This is a genomic window from Holophagales bacterium (assembly GCA_016719485.1).
Taxonomy (GTDB): domain Bacteria; phylum Acidobacteriota; class Thermoanaerobaculia; order UBA5066; family UBA5066; genus UBA5066.
In genome coordinates, this window is record JADJZB010000028.1 from 19908 (window position 1) to 36088 (window position 16181).

A 16181-nucleotide genomic window follows, 5' to 3' on the forward strand; every position below is an offset into this window, starting at 1 on the left:
AGGTCTTGATTCTCGATTCTACAGCCGGTCCGGGCGGCGCCTCCTCGGCCGTCACGCCCCGAGCCGGTGTATCTCGTCGTTCTCCACGATCCGCACGCCGGTGAGCCTGCCGCCCGCCACCGCGACCATCGCGGCGGCGACCACCTCCGCCGGAACCGGCTTCCAGCGCGCGAGCGGCCCGGCCATCGCCCACGAGACGAGGCCCGAGGCCACGATCGCCGCCCGCTCGGCGGGCCGGCTGTCCGCACGCTCCCCCACGAGCAGCGACGGACGGAAGAGGGCGACCCCGTCGAAGCCGACCGACTTCACCGCCTCTTCCGCCTCGCCCTTCGTCCGGTTGTAGAAGACTCTCGACCGCGGGTCGGCCCCGAGGGCGCTCACGAGGAGGAAGCGGGTCGCTCCGGCGCGGCGCGCCAGCCGCGCGAAGGCGGCCACGGCGTCGACGTCGACCGCGCGGAACGCGCTCTCGGAGCCCGCTCTCGCGATCGTCGTCCCGAGGGCGCAGAGCGCCGTCCGCACGGACGGCACCGCGACGGCCTCGAGGCGCCCGAAGTCCGCCACGACCTCCGTCAGGCGCCCCCCCGCGCCTCCGAGCGGCCGCCGCACCACGGCCACCACGCCCGGACCCGTTCCGTCCGCGAGCAGTCGCCTCACGAGCGCGCTCCCCACGAGCCCGCTCGCCCCCGCGACGAGGAATGGGGTCAGGTCTTGATTTTCCATTATAGCGGCTCGGCCGAGCCCATCAGAGCTTCTCTACGAACGCCGCCAGCTTCGCGTCCTGGCCGGCGAGCGTCTCGCCCCGCCGGACGAGGACGGAGGCCTGCGCGACGCCGACGCCGAGGAGCCCGGCGATCGCGGCGAGGGGCGCGCGCGACCGGGAACGCAGCGCCCAGGCGAGAAGAGCGCGATCGACGAGGTGCTTGCGCGGGGCAGCGGCCATCTGCTCGAGGGCGATCTTCCTCGAGGCCGCGAAAACCGCCGCGACCTCCTCCGGCGCCCTCGTCACCGGCTCGCGCTGGGCCCGCGGCACTTCCTTGGCCGCGGACTTCCGGTTCGCCTTCCGTCCCGCCTCGCGGGAGAACTCCTCGGACCCGAGGAAGACCTGCCCGCGCAGCTGGCTCCACGGGTCGTAGCCGGAGCCCTTCCCTTCCGCCACGAAGGCGACGTAGCGCCGGCGCGCCTCGGCGGGTCTCCGGCCGAACTGCTCGAGCGTCCACGCGGTGTCGAGCCACTCGGGACCCTCGACGAGGCCGGCCGTGGCCTTGTAGCTCGACCAGGGCCAGGACGCCGCCGTTCGGGCGAAGCCGACTTTCACCGGGTTCAGCACGACGTAGCGGGCGACTTCCAGCAGGTGCGCGTCTCTTTCGACGAGGATCGCCTTGAACCGGCCCTCGAAGAGGTGCCCCGCCCGGCCGTGCCGGCGGTTGAAGCGCTGCGTCGTGACGCCGTTCAGGTCGCGCATCCCTCGCGAGAGGGTCGGCTCGGGCGTCTCGACGAGGAGGTGGTAGTGGTTCCCCATCAGGACGTAGGCGTGGAGGCGCCAGCCGTAGAGGGAGACCGTTCGTCCGAGGACGGAGAGGAACTCCTCCCGGTCGACGTCGTCGCGGAATACGTCGCCGCGTTCGTTCCCGCGCGCGGTGACGTGCCAGATGGCGCCGGGGTGCTCGAGTCGGAGGGGACGTGCCATGCGACGATTCTACAATAGAAAATCAAGACCTGACCCCAATCGGCTCAGGAGGGGCTCGAGCTCGACGGGGACGGAGGTGAAGCGCAGGCGGGTCAATCCGGGGAGTCCGTCGGAAACGGGGACCACCTTGGCATAGAGATCGCCCGCGAGGAGACCGCTGTTGCCGACGATGCGCAGCTTGAGGTCGGAGAGGGCCTCGACGGTGGCCTCTGACCTCAGCTCCGCCCCGGAGCGCGAGAGGCCGACGATCTCGGCCGGTTCCTCGTCACGCCCGATGCGCTTGCCCTCGAGGACGGTGAACACCGCCCCGAGCGGCGGATCGACCGGCCAGAACGCCTCGGCCCGCCGCTCGAGGTGGAGGCACGGCGCCTCCTCGAGGCCGAGCAGGTCGTGGACGCGGACCGGCTCGGGGAAGCCCTTCGCCCTGACGGAGAGCGAGCCCCCCGTCACGACCCCTTCTCCCGCCTCCGCGAGCGTCTTCTCCGAGATGAGGACCTGGCCGCCGCAGGTGTAGCTCTCGATGCGCGCCGTCAGGTTCACGTGCCCCCCCACCGCCCCGTACTTGGCCCTCTTCTCCGACCCGATGTTCCCGACGACGACGTCGCCCGTATGGACGGCGATCCCCATCTCGACCGCGGGAAGCCCCTCGTCGCGGTTCCGGCCGTTGACGCGGTCCATTCCCTTCTGCATCGCGAGGGCGCAGGCGACGGCCCGCCGCGCGTCGTCCGCCCGGGTCACGGGCGCCCCGAAGAAGCCGAGAACCGAGTCTCCGATGAACTCGTCGATCGTCCCGTCGTGGGCGAGGATGACCTCGGCCATCGTTCCGAGGTAGTTGTTGATGACCCGTACGACCTGCTCCGGCGCGAGCCGCTCGGCCATCGCCGAGAAGCCCCTCAGGTCGGACATGAGCATGGTCACCTTGCGCTTCTCGCCTCCGAGCCTCAGCCCGTCGGGCGACTCGAGGATCTCGGCTACGACGGCGTCGGAGAGGTAGCGGCCGAACGTCTCCTGGATGAAACGATTCCTCACCTTGAGCTGCTCGGCCAGCGCCTCGATCTCCACGACGTGCGCCTCGACGACGTCGTAGAGCCGCTTGGCCGCGAGCGAGGACTTCAGCCGCGCCCTGAGGAGCACCGGGTCGAAGGGCTTCGGCAGGTAGTCGGTCGCCCCCATCTCGATGCAGCGGACGACGTTCTCCATCTCCTCGAGGGCGGACACGACGATCACCGGCAGGGAGCGGAGGCGGCCGTCCTCCTTCATCGTGCGGAGGACCTCGAATCCGTCGAGGACCGGCATGACGAGGTCGAGGAGGACGACGTCGTACTCCCCGGTCCTCAGCGCCCGCAGCGCCTCGCGCCCGTTGCACGCCACGCCCGACGCGTAGCCCTGCGCCTCGAGGCTGCCGACGAGGATGGCCCGGTTCACGGGGTCGTCGTCGACGACGAGGACCCTCCCCGCGTGGGCCATCAGGGCATCCTCCGTTCGACCATTCCCGCCTCCGCGTCCGAAAGGGCGACGGTCGCGGTCTCCGCGTCCCGCCTCGCACATGCCGCGTTGAAACGATTCTAGGCCCGTCGCGCAGCGAAGCGCCACGGAACGTCCCGCCTCGGCTCGTCAGTCGGTTTCGGGTTGGCCGGACCTCGACGTGACCTCATCCGGCGCCGGAGCTTCACGAAGCCGGTCTACACTCGCCCGGCGTGAGAATCGGAGAGCTCCTCGGTCCCGACGTCCTCGAGATCGTCCGCGACGACCCGGCGGCTCTGCGCGAGGGACTGCTCGAGTTCCACCCGGCCGACGTGGCCGACCTGCTCGCGGCGATTCCCAGGGAAGACCGGATCCCCGTGCTGGAGCAGCTCCACGAGGACCAGCTCGGCGGGGTCCTCTCCTACCTCGGGGGCGGCGTCCTCCGGATGGCGCTCACGCGCCTCCCGCCGTCCAAGATCGCCCAGGCCCTCGACTCGCTCGAGCCCGACGACTCCGCCCGCCTCCTCTCCTTCCTCCCGGAGGAGCGACGCCTTCCGGTGCTGAACCGGATGTCGGCGAAGGACGCCGCGGCCGCGCGCGGCCTGCTCGCCTGGGAACCCGGCACCGCGGGCCGCCTCATGACCGACCGGTTCGTGAAGGTCGGCCCCGACTGGACGGTCGCCGAGACGATGGCGCACCTGCGCAAGATCGACCCCGAGGTCGCCACCGTCGCCGACCTCTACGCCGTGAGCGAGAAGGGGCGTCTCGTCGGCGTCATGTCGCTCCGCAAGCTCCTCCCCGCCGAGCCCGAGAGGAGGGTCTGGGAGCTGATGACGCACGACGTCATCTCGGTCTCGCCCACGACCCCGCAGGAAGAGGTGGCCCGCCTCGTCTCCAAGTACGGCTTCAACGCGATGCCGGTCGTCAGCGAGGACGGGAAGGCGCTCGGGGTCGTCACCGTCGACGACGTCGTCGACGTCCTCGTCGCCCGCGAGACCGAGGCCGCGCTCGCGATGGGCGCGGTCGCCGCGCCGAGCGACCCGGACGAGAAGCACGAGTTCGACTACTTCGGCGCCCCGCTCACCCGCGTCGTGAGGAGCCGGCTCGGCTGGCTCCTCCTTCTGTTCATCGGGGGCACGCTGACCGGCACCGTCCTGCAGCACTTCGAGGGGGAGCTGTCGAAGGTCGTCGCCCTCTCGTTCTTCATACCGCTCATCATCGGCACCGGGGGCAACGCCGGGAGCCAGACCGTCTCCACCATCATCCGCGCGATGGCGCTCAAGCAGGTCCACGTGAAGGACGTTCTCCGCGTCGCCGTCCGGGAGATGAGCTCGGGCCTGATCCTCGGCGGCATCCTCTGCGCCGTCGCCATCGCGCGGGTCTCGCTCTGGGGGGTCGGTCCGAGCCTGGCGCTCACGGTGGGGCTGACCGTCCTGGCCGTCTGCATCTGGGCGAACGCGATGGGGGCCCTCGTGCCGCTCCTGGCCGAGAGGTTCCACTTCGACCCGACGGTCGCTTCGGCCCCTCTCATCGCGACCCTCGTCGACGCGACGGGCCTCGCGATCTACATGGCCATCGCCAAGGCGGTCCTGAGGGAGATCTGACGGACCCCCGGACGCACGACCGCCGCCGGCAAGACCGGCGGCGGCGGGGTCCGAAACGGAATCGGGTACGGCGCTACTTCTTGCCGCCCTTCTTCATCATCTCTTCCATCATCTTCCGCTGCTCGGGCGTGAGGTTCTTCATGGCGTCTTCCATCTGCTTCTGCTGCTCGGGAGACATCATCGTGCCCATCATGCTCGTCTCCTTGTAGCCCGCCGGAACCTCGAACGTCGAGGCCGGCAGGGAGCGCTTCTCGGCCTTCACGAGCTCCCACTTCATCGACGCCTCGGCCTTCCCCTTCTCGCGCATGATCATGCGGATCGGCATTCCCTCGAGACCGTTGGCCTTCAGCGCGATCTCCAGACCCTGCCCCCCCGCTCCGCGCCGGGCCGAGTTGAACATCGAGGCGGGTCCGAGGATCTCCTTCGAGATGCAGACCTCGTTCTCCGACGTCTCGCCTTCCTGGGCCACGAGCGCCTTCTGGCACGCGAAGCCGGCGACGCTGTCGGGGCCGAGGCGCTTCACCGTCCACTTCTTGTCCTGCTCCGACCTGGGAAGGCTCTTCTGCATCTCCTTCACGTCGATCCGCGCGTAGCTCCTCTGCGCGTCGTTGATCATGTAGGAGATGTCGGGCTCGGCCGTTCGGGTCAGCACGACCATCTTCATGCCGCCGCCCTGAGCCTGCTGGAGCTGGGCGTTCGTCATCTCGATCTGCATCCGCGCACCCGCCTTGCCGATGAGCGCCTTCGACGAGCCGTTCATGTCCTTGCCGCTGATCTTCATGTCGAGGACGCCTTCCCACTGCGCGGCGGCCGAGAGCGGGAGGACGAGAAGAACGGCGAGGGAAAACCGGAGGATCGTCTTCACGGGAATCTCCTTTCGCGAATGCGAGGGTGTGCGGTCGAATCGAACCGAAAGTCTACTCCCCGCATCGCCGGTGGCGCGTGACCGCCAGCACCCCCGAGCGTCGCCGGGGTCGCCGCGCCGGGCCCCGGTCGCGCAGAATGGGCCCATGCCCCGCCGCACGCCGGACGAGCTGAAGACCTACGACGCCTCCTACTACGACCGCTGGTACCACGACCCGCGGACCCGCGTCACCGCCCGGACGCTCGTCCGCCGGAAGGCAGCCCTCGCCGTGGCGGCGACGGAGCAGCTCCTCGAGCACCCCGTCCGCAACGTCCTGGACGTCGGCTGCGGCGAGGCGCCCTGGCGCGGCGCGCTCCTTCACCTGAGGCCCCGCCTGCGCTACACCGGCGTCGACCCGAGCGCGTGGGCCGCCCGGCGGTGGGGGGAGAGCCGTGGCGTCCTCCGCGGCGGCCTCTCCGACCTCGAGAGCCTCCCGCTGCGCGGGCCATTCGACCTCGTCGTCTGCTCCGACGTCCTGCACTACGTTCCCGACGCCGGTGTGCGCCGGGGCGTCGCCACGATGACCGGCCTCGCCCGGGGCCTGCTCTGGCTGGAGGCGTTCACGTCGGAGGACGACTTCGAGGGGGACGTGGAGGGCTTCCGGCCCCGCCCGGCAAGCTGGTACCGCTCGACCTTCAGGCGCGCCGGACTCGTTCCGCTCGGGCTCTGGCTCCACGCCTCCCCCGCCGTGGCGCACCGCGTCGCGGCGCTGGAGAGGAGCGGCTGATCAGACCCGGCGCGGCCGAACCGCGAAGGCGTCGCGTGCGGCCGCCCGCACGGCCTCGACCATGCTCACCGCGCTCGCGCGGCCGGTCCCGGCGATGTCGAAGGCCGTGCCGTGGTCGACCGACGTCCGGAGGAACGGCAGCCCGCAGGTGATCGAGACCGTCCGCTCGAAGTCGTACATCTTCGCGGCGATGTGCCCCTGGTCGTGGTAGAGCGAGAGGACGGCGTCGAAGCGCCCCTGGGCCGCGTGCCAGAAGACCGAGTCGGCCGGAAGCGGCCCGTGCGCGTCGATTCCCTCCGCGCGCGCCGCCGCCACCGCCGGCACCAGCTCGCGCTCTTCCTCGTCGCCGAAGAGGCCGTGCTCGCCGCCGTGAGGGTTCAGCGCGGCGACGGCAAGCCGGGGAGACGCGACGCCCAGCGTCCGAAGGGCCGCGGCGGCGCGCCGGAGGACGTCGAGCGTCCGCTCGGCCGTGATGCGCCGGATCGCCTCGGCGAGCGAGAGATGGCGCGTGAGGAAGAAGATCCGGAGCCCCTTGACCTCGAACAGGGTGAGCGGGTCGGGCGTCGCGGTCCGCTCGCCGAAGATCTCGGTGTGGCCGATCTGGGAGACCCCCGCGGCACGGAAGGCTTCCTTGTTGACCGGCGCGGTCGCGACGGCGTCGACCTCGCGCGCGAGGGCGAGGTCGATGGCGACGCGGATCGACTCGAACGCCGCACGGCCAGCCGCCGCCTGGATGCGCCCCCACTCGATGCCGTCGAACCCGTATGCCGGCACGTCGACGACCTCGGCTGTCCCGAATATCCCCGCCGCCTCTGCGGGCCTGCCGATCGGCACGACCTCGAGCGAGACGCCGGTCGTCCCGAGCGCCCGATCGACGAAGCGCCGGTCGCCGACGACGACGGGAATGCAGACGTCGTGAAGCGCGCCGGTGGAGAGGGCCCGGACGACGATTTCCGGCCCGACCGACGCCGGGTCTCCGAGGGTGATGGCGACGACGGGGCGGGAGTGAGGCATCGAATTCGCTTCCCGGAGGATGATCCCATGCGGATGCCACATTGGCTGAACGTCGCCCCCACGAGGTGAGAATGCGAACGACCGCCCTGCCGATCCTCCTCGCCTCGTTTCTCGCGCTCGCCGCGCCCGCCGACGAGCTCGAAACGCGGGTCTCGACGATGGCCCGCGTCGGCGGGGCCTGGTCCCCGAGCTTCTCTCCCGACGGCTCGCGCCTCGCCTTCGTCTCGAACCTCTCGGGACAGCCGCAGGTCTGGACGATCCCGGCGGCCGGCGGCTTCCCGGAGCTCGTCACGCCGCTCGAGGACCCCGTCGGACAGGTCCGCTGGTCTCCCGCCGGGGCGCTCCTCGCCTTCAGCGTGGCGCCCGGCGGCGGGATGAACGAGCAGGTCTGGATGTCGCGGCCGGACGGCACGGGCATCCGCCTCCTGACCCCGGGAGGGCGCGAGACCAACCGCCTCTCGGGCTTCACCCGCGACGCCTCGCGGCTTCTGCTGGCCTCGAACGACAGGAGCGGCGCCACCATCGACGCCTACCTCCTCGATCCGCTCACGGGCGAGCCCTCGGCACGAACGAACGCCCCCGGCAGCCACGCCTACACGGACGTCTCCTGCGACGGCCGCTTCGCTCTCCTTTCCCGCCTGGTGCAAAGGGGGGACAACGACTTCCTCCTCGTCGACCTCGAGACGGGCGCCGAGCTCCTCCTGACCCCCCACGAGCGGCCGGCGAGCTTCGGCGGCGGCGTCTTCTCGCCCGACGGACGCACGGTCTGGCTCTCGTCGAACGCCGGGCGCGACCGGACCGCCCTCGCCCGGATCCGCCTCGCGCCGAACGGCAGGCCGGGCCCGATCGAGGTCATCGCCGCGCGCGACGATGCCGAGCTCTCCGGGTTCGAGGTCGACGATTCCGGCCTCACGGCCGTCCTCGCCTGGAACGTCGCAGGGAAGAGCGAGCTCGCCTTCGTCGACCTCGCCACCGGCCGCAGCCGCCCGGGACCCGCCCTCCCGTCCGAGATCGCTTCGGGCCTCGTCTTCTCGCCCGACGGGACGAAGCTCGCGATGGTCCTCTCGGGCTCGACGTCGCCGATGGACGTCTGGGTCTACGACCGCGCGAAAGGCTCGCTGCGTCAGCTGACGCGGAGCCCGCACGCGGGCGTCGACCTCGCTTCCCTCGTGAAGCCGGAGCTCGTCCGCTTCCCGGGGCGCGACGGCCTGCCGCTCACGGGCTGGCTCTACAGGCCTGCCGGCGCGTCCGGACCGGGACCGCTCGTCCTCTCGTTTCACGGCGGTCCCGAGGGACAGGAACGGCCCTCGTTCCGCTCCGACTACCAGGCCCTCGTCTCGCAGGGAATCTCCGTCCTCGCCCCGAACGTCCGCGGCTCCTCGGGCTTCGGCAAGCGCTTCGTGAACCTCGACAACGGCGCCCTCCGAAAAGGGGCGGTGGACGACATCGCCGCCTCCGTCGACTACGTCGTGAAGGCGGGCCTGGCCGACCCGAAGCGGATCGGCATCACGGGAGGCTCCTACGGCGGCTACATGACGATGGCCGGCCTCGCCGCCTTCCCCGACCTGCTGGCCGCGGGCGCGAACCTCTTCGGGATCGTCAACTTCGCCACCTTCTTCCGCAACACCGAGCCCTGGATGGCCGCGATCTCCAGGACCGAGTACGGCGATCCCGAGACGGAAGCGGCGATGCTCCGCGACCTCTCCCCCATCCACCGCCTCGACCGTGTGAAGGCGCCGACGCTCGTCCTCCACGGCGCCAACGACACGAACTGCCCGGTCATCGAGGCCGAGCAGGTCGTCGATCACCTGAAGGCGCGCGGCGTCCCGGTGAAGTACGTCCTCTTCCCCGACGAAGGGCACGGCTGGAGGAAGATCCCGAACCGGGTCCGCTCGACGGTCGAGGTGACGCGCTGGTTCGTGAGGTACCTGAAGGAAGGAGCCTAGGGCGCCGCCTCGACGGCGCGGCCGAGGCCCGAGACGCTCTTCTGGAAGAGGCGGCTCCAGCGCGACTGGACGAGCGGGGCGAGGAGACCGACCGGGGCGCCGTGGAAGACCTCCGCGTTGACGACGAACGTTCGCTCTGGCGTCACCGGCGTGAACCTCCAGACGTGGCATGAGGTGATGCCGCCTTCGGACTTGCACCACATCACCTCGCGTCCGGCCTTCAGCCGCGTGACGAACTCCTCCGAGCGGACCGTCCCGACCGGGAAGCCGAGCGCGAGGACCTGCTCGAAGCCGCCCGCGAGACGAAACCCCGGCTCACCGGTCCAGCGCGCCCCCTCGTGGAGCGGCGTCGACCAGCGGGGCCACTCCTCGATCCGCGAGAAGACCTCCCAGACCTTCTCGACGGGGGCTCCGACGCTTCCGGAGGCAACGACGACGAGCGTCTTCCACGACTCCATCGGGACCCCGGCCGCCTCGGCGGCGGAGCGCGCCGCAGCCATCTCCGCCTCGGTCCCGGTGAAGCTCACCCTCAGCGCCGTCATGGCGAAGACGGCGGCGACGACGAGAAGGACGACGAACGCGAGCAGGCCGGCGACCCGTCGGAGGTTCCACATCCGGACGAGTGTAGCCCCGGCCGCGTGCTCCACCGGCTCGTCAAGCCGGTGGCAGCGGCTCCCGCGGCCCGGCCTCCGCCCGTGGCTTCCCGCTCCCCGCCAGGAGGACGGCGGCGACGATGGCCGCACCTCCCGCCAGCGTCATCAGGCCGATGTGCTCACCGAACGCGAGCCACCCGAGAATCGCGCCGAAGGCGATGGTGAGCGGGTTGGCGAGAGTGGCGCGCCCGGCCGGGACCCGCGCGAGGCCCTTCGTGAGGAAGAGCTGGCCCAGCTGCCCCGCGGCCGCGATGAACAGGAGCCATCCCCAGTCGACCGGGGTCGGAATCGCCGGTCCCTCGACCAGCGTACCGATGACGGCCAGCGGGATGGACGTGAGCGGGAACCAGAGGACGATCGTCTCCTCGTGCTCGGTGCGCGAGGCGTCGCGGACGGTGACGTAGGCCGCCGCCGACAGGACCGCGCCGAGAAGCCCGACGACGAGCGGCGCGAGCGGCTGCGGCGCCGTGCCTGCGCCCCCGCCCCACGGCACGAGCAGCGCCACACCCGATGCCGCGAGAAGGAAGGCGGGAAGGAACCGCTTTCCCGGCTTCTCCTTCAGGAACCACGCCGCGAGGACGGCCGTGAAGACCGGGTGCACCTGCTGGAGCAGGACGGCCGACGCGAGCGGCTGGTGCGCGACGGACCAGAAGTAGCACGAGAGGGCGAAGTGTCCGAGGGCGCCGCGCAGGACGAGAAGCCCCGGCCTCTTCGGACGCCACGAGAGTCCGCGCCTGCGGAGTAGCCAGAGCATGAAGAACGCGTTCAGGACTCCGCGGACGAGGATCACCTCCTGCGGCGGGACCCGCCCGCCGAGGAGCTTGGCTCCTGCCGCCATGACGGCGAAGAAGAACGCGGAGAAGGCCATCTCGCGCACGGGGACGCATTATCGAGTCGACTTGAACCCCGAAACGCCCTCGGCCCGTAACAGAGGCAAGAGGCCCGTCAGGCCCCGGGCCGTTGGCGCAGGCAGACGAAAGTGAATCGCTTCCGTAACCTCGTGGCGTTCGTCCTTGCGGTTTCCGCCGCTCGCGTCACCGCCCTGCTTCCCGAGCCGCCTCCTTCCTTCCGCCCGCTCTCGCTGGAGCAGGGACTCTCCCAGGCGGCCGTCCGCGCGATCACGCAGGACGAGCTCGGCTTCCTCTGGGTTGCCACTGAGGACGGTCTCAACCGCTACGACGGGTACGGGTTCACCGTCTTCCGCAACGACCCGCTCGACCCGGACAGCCTCTCCGACAACTCCATCCTCTCGCTCGCGCCGGGCCGGGGCCAGGTCCTCTGGCTCGGGACCGTCGACCGGGGCATCGCCCGTTTCGACCTGAAGACGCAGAAGTTCCGCCGATACCTTCCCGCTCCCTCGCGCCCGGACGCGCTTCCCGGCGGGCCGGTCGCTGCGCTCCTCGAGGACCGCGCCGGCCGCCTCTGGGTGGCCTCGGGTGGGGGCGGCCTGGCTCGTCTCGATCCGGGCAGCTCGTCGTTCCGCGTCTTCCGGGCCGACCCGGCCGACCCCGCGAGCGTGCCGGCGCCCTTCGTACTGGCGCTCGCCCAGGACCCCTCGGGCGCGATCTGGGCCGGAACGGCCGGACGGGGACTCGTGAAGCTCGATCCGGAGACCGGCCGCGTCCTGGCGACGTACGACCGCGACCCGGCGAACCCGGGGCTTCCCGTCAACGCGTTCGTGAACAGCCTTCTCGTCGACCGGAAGGGACGGATCTGGGCGGGCGCAGGGGCGCTCGTCCGCCTCGACCCGGCGACGGGCGAGACGCAGGTGTACCGGAACGATCCGTCGAATCCTGCGTCGTTCCCCGCCCGCCAGGCGAGGGCGCTCGCCGAAGACACGAGTGGGAGGATCTGGGTGGCGACCGAGAGGGGCGTCGTACGGTTCGACCCCGACACGGAGCTCTTCGCGTCGTTCCGGAATGCGCCCGACGACGCCGCGAGCCTCCCTTCGGACCGCACGACGACCCTCCTCGTCGATCGATCGGGACTTCTCTGGGTCGGGCTCGACGGGGCGGGAATGGCCGTGCTCGACCTCGTCCCGTCCCCCTTCCTGACGTGGCGCTACGACCCGGGACGGCGCGACGGGATGACGGCACGGATCGTCCGCGGAGTGCACGAGGCCCCGGACGGAACGCTCTGGCTGAGCCTCGCGGGAGGCGGGCTCAACGCCCTCGACCCCTCGACCGGAACCGTTCGCGCCTACCGTGCGGGAGGCCCCGGGCGCCTCTCCACCGACGACGTCTGGAACGCCGTCGTGGACGAGAATGGAATCGTATGGGCGGCGACGCTCGGGGGCGGACTGAACCGGGTCGACCCGGTAACCGGGACGGTGCGCGTCTTCCGTGGGGCGTCGGGCGAACCCGGCACGCTCTCCTCCAACGCGCTGCGGGTCCTCCTCCAGGGCCGTGACGGGGCGCTCTGGATCGGCACCGTCGGAGGCGGGGCCTGCCGCTTCGACCGCGCCACGGGCACCGCGGAGTGCTTCCGGAACGACCCCGCGGACCCGCGCTCCCTCTCGAGCGACGTCGTCAGGGCCCTGCACGAGGGTCCGACGGGAACTCTCTGGGTCGGGACGGATCGCGGCATCAACCGGCTCGACCGGACCACCGGCCGGTTTACGCGGTTCCTCGACGACCTTTCCCGTCCGGAAACGGCCGGCATCGCGCGCGTCTACGGCCTGTGCGAGGACGCGACGGGCGTTCTCTGGGCCGGGACGCCCCGTGGCCTCGTGAGGCTCGACCCGCGAAGTGGCGCCGTGCGGCGGTATCGCGAGGCCGACGGCCTTCCGAACGAGACCGTCTACTCGGTGCTGCCCGACGCCTCGGGCGCTCTCTGGATCTCGACGAATCGCGGCCTGGCGCGCGTCGTCCCGTCTCCTGACGGAGCCACCGCCTCGTTCCGGGCCTTCGACGCGCTCGACGGTCTCCAGAGCGACGAGTTCAACGGAGGGGCGTTTCACCGCGGCCCTTCGGGCACGCTCTGGTTCGGAGGAATCCTCGGCGTGACCGGCGTGAGGCCGATCGAGCTGAAAGTCGACCCGTTCGCGCCTCCGATCGCCCTGCTTTCGTTCTCGAAGCTCGGGAAGAAGCTCCCCGCTTCCGCGTGGCTTCCGTCGGGGGCCGTCGACCTCGGTCCCCGCGAGGGGTTCTTCACCGTCGAGTTCGCGGCCCTCGCATTCCGAAGCGCTGGAAAGAACCGCTACCGCTGGAAGCTGGAGGGTCTCGACGAGGACTGGGTGGCCGCGGGAGCCCGGCGCCGCGCCGACTACACGTCCGTCCCCCCGGGGAGCTACGTCTTCCGAGTGAAGGCCGCCAACAAGGACGGCGTCTGGAACGAGGAGGGCGCCCGGCTGCGCATCGTCGTGAAGCCGCCCTGGTGGAAGACGCCGGGAGCGATCGGGACGTGGCTCTTCCTGCTGGCGGCGGGAGGGGTCGTCGTATCCCGCCTCGAGAGGCGCCGCGTTCTCGGTAAAGAGCGCGAGCGCAGCCAGCTCGTCGAGGCCGAGCTGAGGGCCCACGCAGCGGAAGCCCAGGCCCGCGCGGTCCAGGCGGAGGCGACGCGCAAGACCGCAGAGCTCGAGGAGGCGCGGGCCATGCAGCTTTCCCTCCTGCCGCGCACGACTCCTCGCCTCCCCGGGCTCGAGGTCGCCGCGTTCGCCACGACGGCGACGGAGGTGGGCGGCGACACGTGGGACTGGGCCGTCGGTCCCGACGGCGCGCTCGCCCTCGTCATCGGCGACGCGACGGGACACGGTGTCAGGGCCGGTACCGTCGTCTCCGTCATGAAGGGCCTCTTTCGGGGCGACCCCTTCCCGAAGGACCTCGGTGCCTTCCTCGACCGCGCGGGCCGCGTCCTGCGCGACCTCGGCCTGCCCCGCCTTCACATGGCGCTTGCGGTTCTCGTCGTCAGGGGCGAGGAGATCACCTTCGCCTCCGCCGGCATGCCCCCGGCGTGGATCCTGCGGGCGGCGACGGGCGAGGTCGAGGAGGTGCTCGTCCCGGGAGCGCCGCTCGGGGCGCTCGTCGACACGCCGCACGCCTCCGTCTCCTTCCGGCTCGGCCCGGGAGATGCCGTCCTCCTGTCGTCCGACGGCCTGGCCGAGAGTCCGGGCCTCGACGCCGAGCCTCTGGGCTACCTGCGGGCCCGTGAGCACTTCCGCGCCACGGCACGCCTGTCCCCTGACGACGCGCTCGCGGCGATCGCACGGCACGAAGAGAAATGGCGTGGCGGGAGGCCCCGCGAGGACGACCTCACGCTCGTCCTCCTCAGGCGCGACGCCTGAGACGCACCGGAGAGCACGCCTGCAGCGCGGCGCGTGACATACTTTCGCCCCTTTGGCGCACCTCGTTCTCGCCCTGACGATCCTCACCTGGTCCTTCTCTTTCATGGCGGCCGTCCGCCTCAGGCAGGACCTCGGGCTGACGGAGGCGCTCGTCGCGCGGTTCGTCCCGGTGCTCCTGGGAGCCGGGGCGTTCCTGCTGCTGAGAAAGAAGATCAGGGTTCCCCGCGAGGCGTGGCCGAAGGTCATCGCCATGGGGCTCCTGAGCGTCCCCGCCTACAACGTCTTCTTCTTCCACGGAATGAAGACCGTTCCTTCGGGAACCGGTGCCCTCATCATCGCCCTGAACCCCGTCTTCACGGCGGTCCTGGCGCGGCTCGTCCTCGGAGAGCCCTTCGGTCGGCGGCGCGTCGGGGGGCTCCTGCTCGCCCTCGCCGGGCTCTTCGTCGTCGTCCGTTTCGGCACCGACAAGGCCGTCGACTGGCCCTACCTTTCGAGCGCCCTCCTGCTGGCCCTCGCGCCCCTGTCCTGGGCGATCTACACGGTCGTCGGGCGGACGCTTCCGCCGGGAGCCGACCCTCTCGACACGTCGTACGCGCTCCTCTTCGTCGGAAGCCTGCCGCTCCTCGTCTTCGCGCGCCCCTCGACGTTGAAGGCGCTTCTCTCGAGCCCCGGGGCGCTCGGCGCGGCGCTCTACCTCGCGGTTCCCTGCACGCTCCTGGCGTGGGTCTCGTTCCTGTGGGCGCTGAAACGTCTCCCGGCAGGCGTGGCCGCCTCGTTCGTCTTTCTCAATCCTCCCCTCGCGAACCTCTGGGCGTGGATCTTCGAGGGGACGACCTTGCGGGCACCCTTCCTCCTCGGTGCCGCGATTCTCCTCGCCGGCGTCGGGCTCATCGTCCTTCCCGGGTTTAGAAGGCGTAACCTCTCCGCGCCATGATGATGACGACGCCGCGCCCCGAGCCGGCGGCCGCGCAGCGGTATGCGCTGCTCTCCATCGCCGCCGCGATCGCCACCATCGGCATGAAGACGCTGGCGTGGAAAGTCACCGGCTCCGTCGGTCTCCTCTCCGACGCCGTCGAGTCGATCGTCAACCTCCTCGCGGCGCTCGTCGCGTTCTGGGCCCTGCGAGTCGCAGCCCAGCCGCCCGACGCCGAGCATCCCTTCGGCCACTCCAAGGCCGAGTACCTCGCCTCGGCATTCGAGGGGATCGCGATCCTCGGGGCTGCGATCGCGATCGCCATCACCGCGTGGAGGCGCATCGCCGACCCGCAGCCGCTCGACAACGTCGGGGTCGGCCTCGCGATCTCGGTGGGCGCGTCGGTCGTCAACGGCGCGGTGGCGTTCGTGCTCCTGCGCGCCGGTCGAAGGCTCGACTCCATCACGCTCCGCTCCGACGCCCACCATCTCCTGACCGACGTCTGGACCTCCGTCGGCGTTCTCGTCGGGATCCTCGTCGTGAAGCTGACGGGCTGGCTCGTCCTCGACCCGATCGTCGCCCTGGCCGTCGCCACGAACATCGTCTGGATGGCCGGGAGGATCCTGCTCGAGACGGCCCAGGGGCTCCTCGACAGGACGATTCCGGCGGCCGAGCAGAAGCAGCTGAACGACGTCCTCGCAAAGTTCCGGGGCGACGGGGTCGAGGTTCACGCGGTGCGGGCGCGCCAGGCGGGGCCGGTCCGCTTCATCGACATGCACGTCCTCGTCCCCGGGAGCTGGAGCGTTCAGCGGGGGCACGACCTCTGCGAGGGAATCGAGAGCGGGGTGAAGGCTCTCTTCCCACGGTCTTCGGTCATGACGCACCTCGAGCCGGCGGAGGACCCCTCCGCGTGGGACGACCCCGGCGCGCCCGGCGCAACCGGCTGACCGCCCGTCAAGCCCGAACCGGGTCCCGCCGGGCACGCGA

General features: G+C 71.1%; 13 protein-coding genes. 6 read left to right on the top strand and 7 right to left on the bottom strand.

Annotated elements, in window-relative coordinates; genetic code table 11:
• Positions 1-51 precede the first annotated feature (51 nt).
• Genes IPN03_18945 through IPN03_18955 form a run of 3 tightly spaced genes read right to left on the bottom strand, consistent with a single transcriptional unit; the run spans position 52 to position 3154 of the window.
• Positions 52-720: an NAD(P)H-binding protein gene (locus IPN03_18945; protein ID MBK9375732.1), complete on the bottom strand. Its 669-nt coding sequence runs from the start codon at positions 718-720 to the stop codon at positions 52-54.
• Between the two features lie 22 nt (positions 721-742).
• Positions 743-1687, bottom strand: coding sequence for a transposase (locus IPN03_18950; GenBank protein MBK9375733.1), 945 nt, complete (start codon positions 1685-1687; stop codon positions 743-745).
• Between the two features lie 9 nt (positions 1688-1696).
• The gene (locus IPN03_18955; protein ID MBK9375734.1) at positions 1697-3154 is read right to left on the bottom strand and encodes a response regulator; all 1458 of its coding nucleotides are present in this window, start codon (positions 3152-3154) and stop codon (positions 1697-1699) included.
• Between the two features lie 230 nt (positions 3155-3384).
• On the opposite strand from IPN03_18955, the gene mgtE reads away from it, so the two are divergent.
• Entirely contained in the window at positions 3385-4755 is a 1371-nt protein-coding gene (mgtE, locus tag IPN03_18960; protein ID MBK9375735.1) for a magnesium transporter, read from the top strand.
• A gap of 73 nt (positions 4756-4828) precedes the next feature.
• Here the strand turns inward: mgtE and IPN03_18965 are convergent, their stop codons facing one another.
• On the bottom strand, positions 4829-5620 hold the full coding sequence (locus IPN03_18965; GenBank protein ID MBK9375736.1) for a DUF4412 domain-containing protein: 792 nt from the start codon (positions 5618-5620) through the stop codon (positions 4829-4831).
• A gap of 145 nt (positions 5621-5765) precedes the next feature.
• On the opposite strand from IPN03_18965, the gene IPN03_18970 reads away from it, so the two are divergent.
• The gene (locus IPN03_18970) at positions 5766-6386 is read left to right on the top strand and encodes a class I SAM-dependent methyltransferase (GenBank protein ID MBK9375737.1); all 621 of its coding nucleotides are present in this window, start codon (positions 5766-5768) and stop codon (positions 6384-6386) included.
• On the opposite strand, the gene pdxA is transcribed toward IPN03_18970, so the two are convergent.
• Positions 6387-7400 carry a 4-hydroxythreonine-4-phosphate dehydrogenase PdxA gene (gene pdxA / locus IPN03_18975; GenBank protein MBK9375738.1) on the bottom strand — a complete coding sequence of 338 codons (1014 nt, stop codon included), beginning with the start codon at positions 7398-7400 and terminating at the stop codon, positions 6387-6389.
• A 71-nt stretch (positions 7401-7471) separates the two neighbouring features.
• On the opposite strand from pdxA, the gene IPN03_18980 reads away from it, so the two are divergent.
• Complete coding sequence (locus IPN03_18980) at positions 7472-9346, top strand: S9 family peptidase (protein ID MBK9375739.1); 1875 nt, start codon at positions 7472-7474, stop codon at positions 9344-9346.
• On the opposite strand, the gene IPN03_18985 is transcribed toward IPN03_18980, so the two are convergent.
• Both IPN03_18985 and IPN03_18990 read right to left on the bottom strand, forming a co-directional pair.
• The gene (locus tag IPN03_18985) at positions 9343-9960 is read right to left on the bottom strand and encodes an SRPBCC family protein (GenBank protein ID MBK9375740.1); all 618 of its coding nucleotides are present in this window, start codon (positions 9958-9960) and stop codon (positions 9343-9345) included. The two genes, IPN03_18980 and IPN03_18985, sit on opposite strands and share 4 nt — an antisense overlap.
• A 40-nt stretch (positions 9961-10000) precedes the next feature.
• Positions 10001-10876 carry a DMT family transporter gene (locus tag IPN03_18990; GenBank protein ID MBK9375741.1) on the bottom strand — a complete coding sequence of 292 codons (876 nt, stop codon included), beginning with the start codon at positions 10874-10876 and terminating at the stop codon, positions 10001-10003.
• Between the two features lie 102 nt (positions 10877-10978).
• Between IPN03_18990 and IPN03_18995 the strand changes: the two genes are divergently transcribed.
• The 3 genes from IPN03_18995 to IPN03_19005 are packed head-to-tail and all read left to right on the top strand — an operon-like array spanning position 10979 to position 16141.
• Entirely contained in the window at positions 10979-14281 is a 3303-nt protein-coding gene (locus IPN03_18995; protein MBK9375742.1) for a SpoIIE family protein phosphatase, read from the top strand.
• Positions 14282-14333: 52 nt separating this feature from the next.
• Complete coding sequence (locus tag IPN03_19000) at positions 14334-15215, top strand: DMT family transporter (GenBank protein MBK9375743.1); 882 nt, start codon at positions 14334-14336, stop codon at positions 15213-15215.
• A 2-nt stretch (positions 15216-15217) separates the two neighbouring features.
• Positions 15218-16141: a cation transporter gene (locus tag IPN03_19005; GenBank protein ID MBK9375744.1), complete on the top strand. Its 924-nt coding sequence runs from the start codon at positions 15218-15220 to the stop codon at positions 16139-16141.
• Positions 16142-16181: the final 40 nt, after the last annotated feature.

What these genes read in the sequence shown, in the direction of transcription:
- IPN03_18950 (MBK9375733.1), bottom strand. Translation starts at nt 1,687, where the DNA reads ATGGCACGTCCCCTCCGACTCGAGCACCCCGGCGCCATCTGGCACGTC.
- IPN03_18980 (MBK9375739.1), top strand. Translation starts at nt 7,472, where the DNA reads ATGCGAACGACCGCCCTGCCGATCCTCCTCGCCTCGTTTCTCGCGCTC.
- IPN03_19005 (MBK9375744.1), top strand. Translation starts at nt 15,218, where the DNA reads ATGACGACGCCGCGCCCCGAGCCGGCGGCCGCGCAGCGGTATGCGCTG.
- IPN03_18945 (MBK9375732.1), bottom strand. Translation starts at nt 720, where the DNA reads ATGGAAAATCAAGACCTGACCCCATTCCTCGTCGCGGGGGCGAGCGGG.
- pdxA (MBK9375738.1), bottom strand. Translation starts at nt 7,400, where the DNA reads ATGCCTCACTCCCGCCCCGTCGTCGCCATCACCCTCGGAGACCCGGCG.
- IPN03_18970 (MBK9375737.1), top strand. Translation starts at nt 5,766, where the DNA reads ATGCCCCGCCGCACGCCGGACGAGCTGAAGACCTACGACGCCTCCTAC.
- IPN03_18955 (MBK9375734.1), bottom strand. Translation starts at nt 3,154, where the DNA reads ATGGCCCACGCGGGGAGGGTCCTCGTCGTCGACGACGACCCCGTGAAC.
- IPN03_18985 (MBK9375740.1), bottom strand. Translation starts at nt 9,960, where the DNA reads ATGTGGAACCTCCGACGGGTCGCCGGCCTGCTCGCGTTCGTCGTCCTT.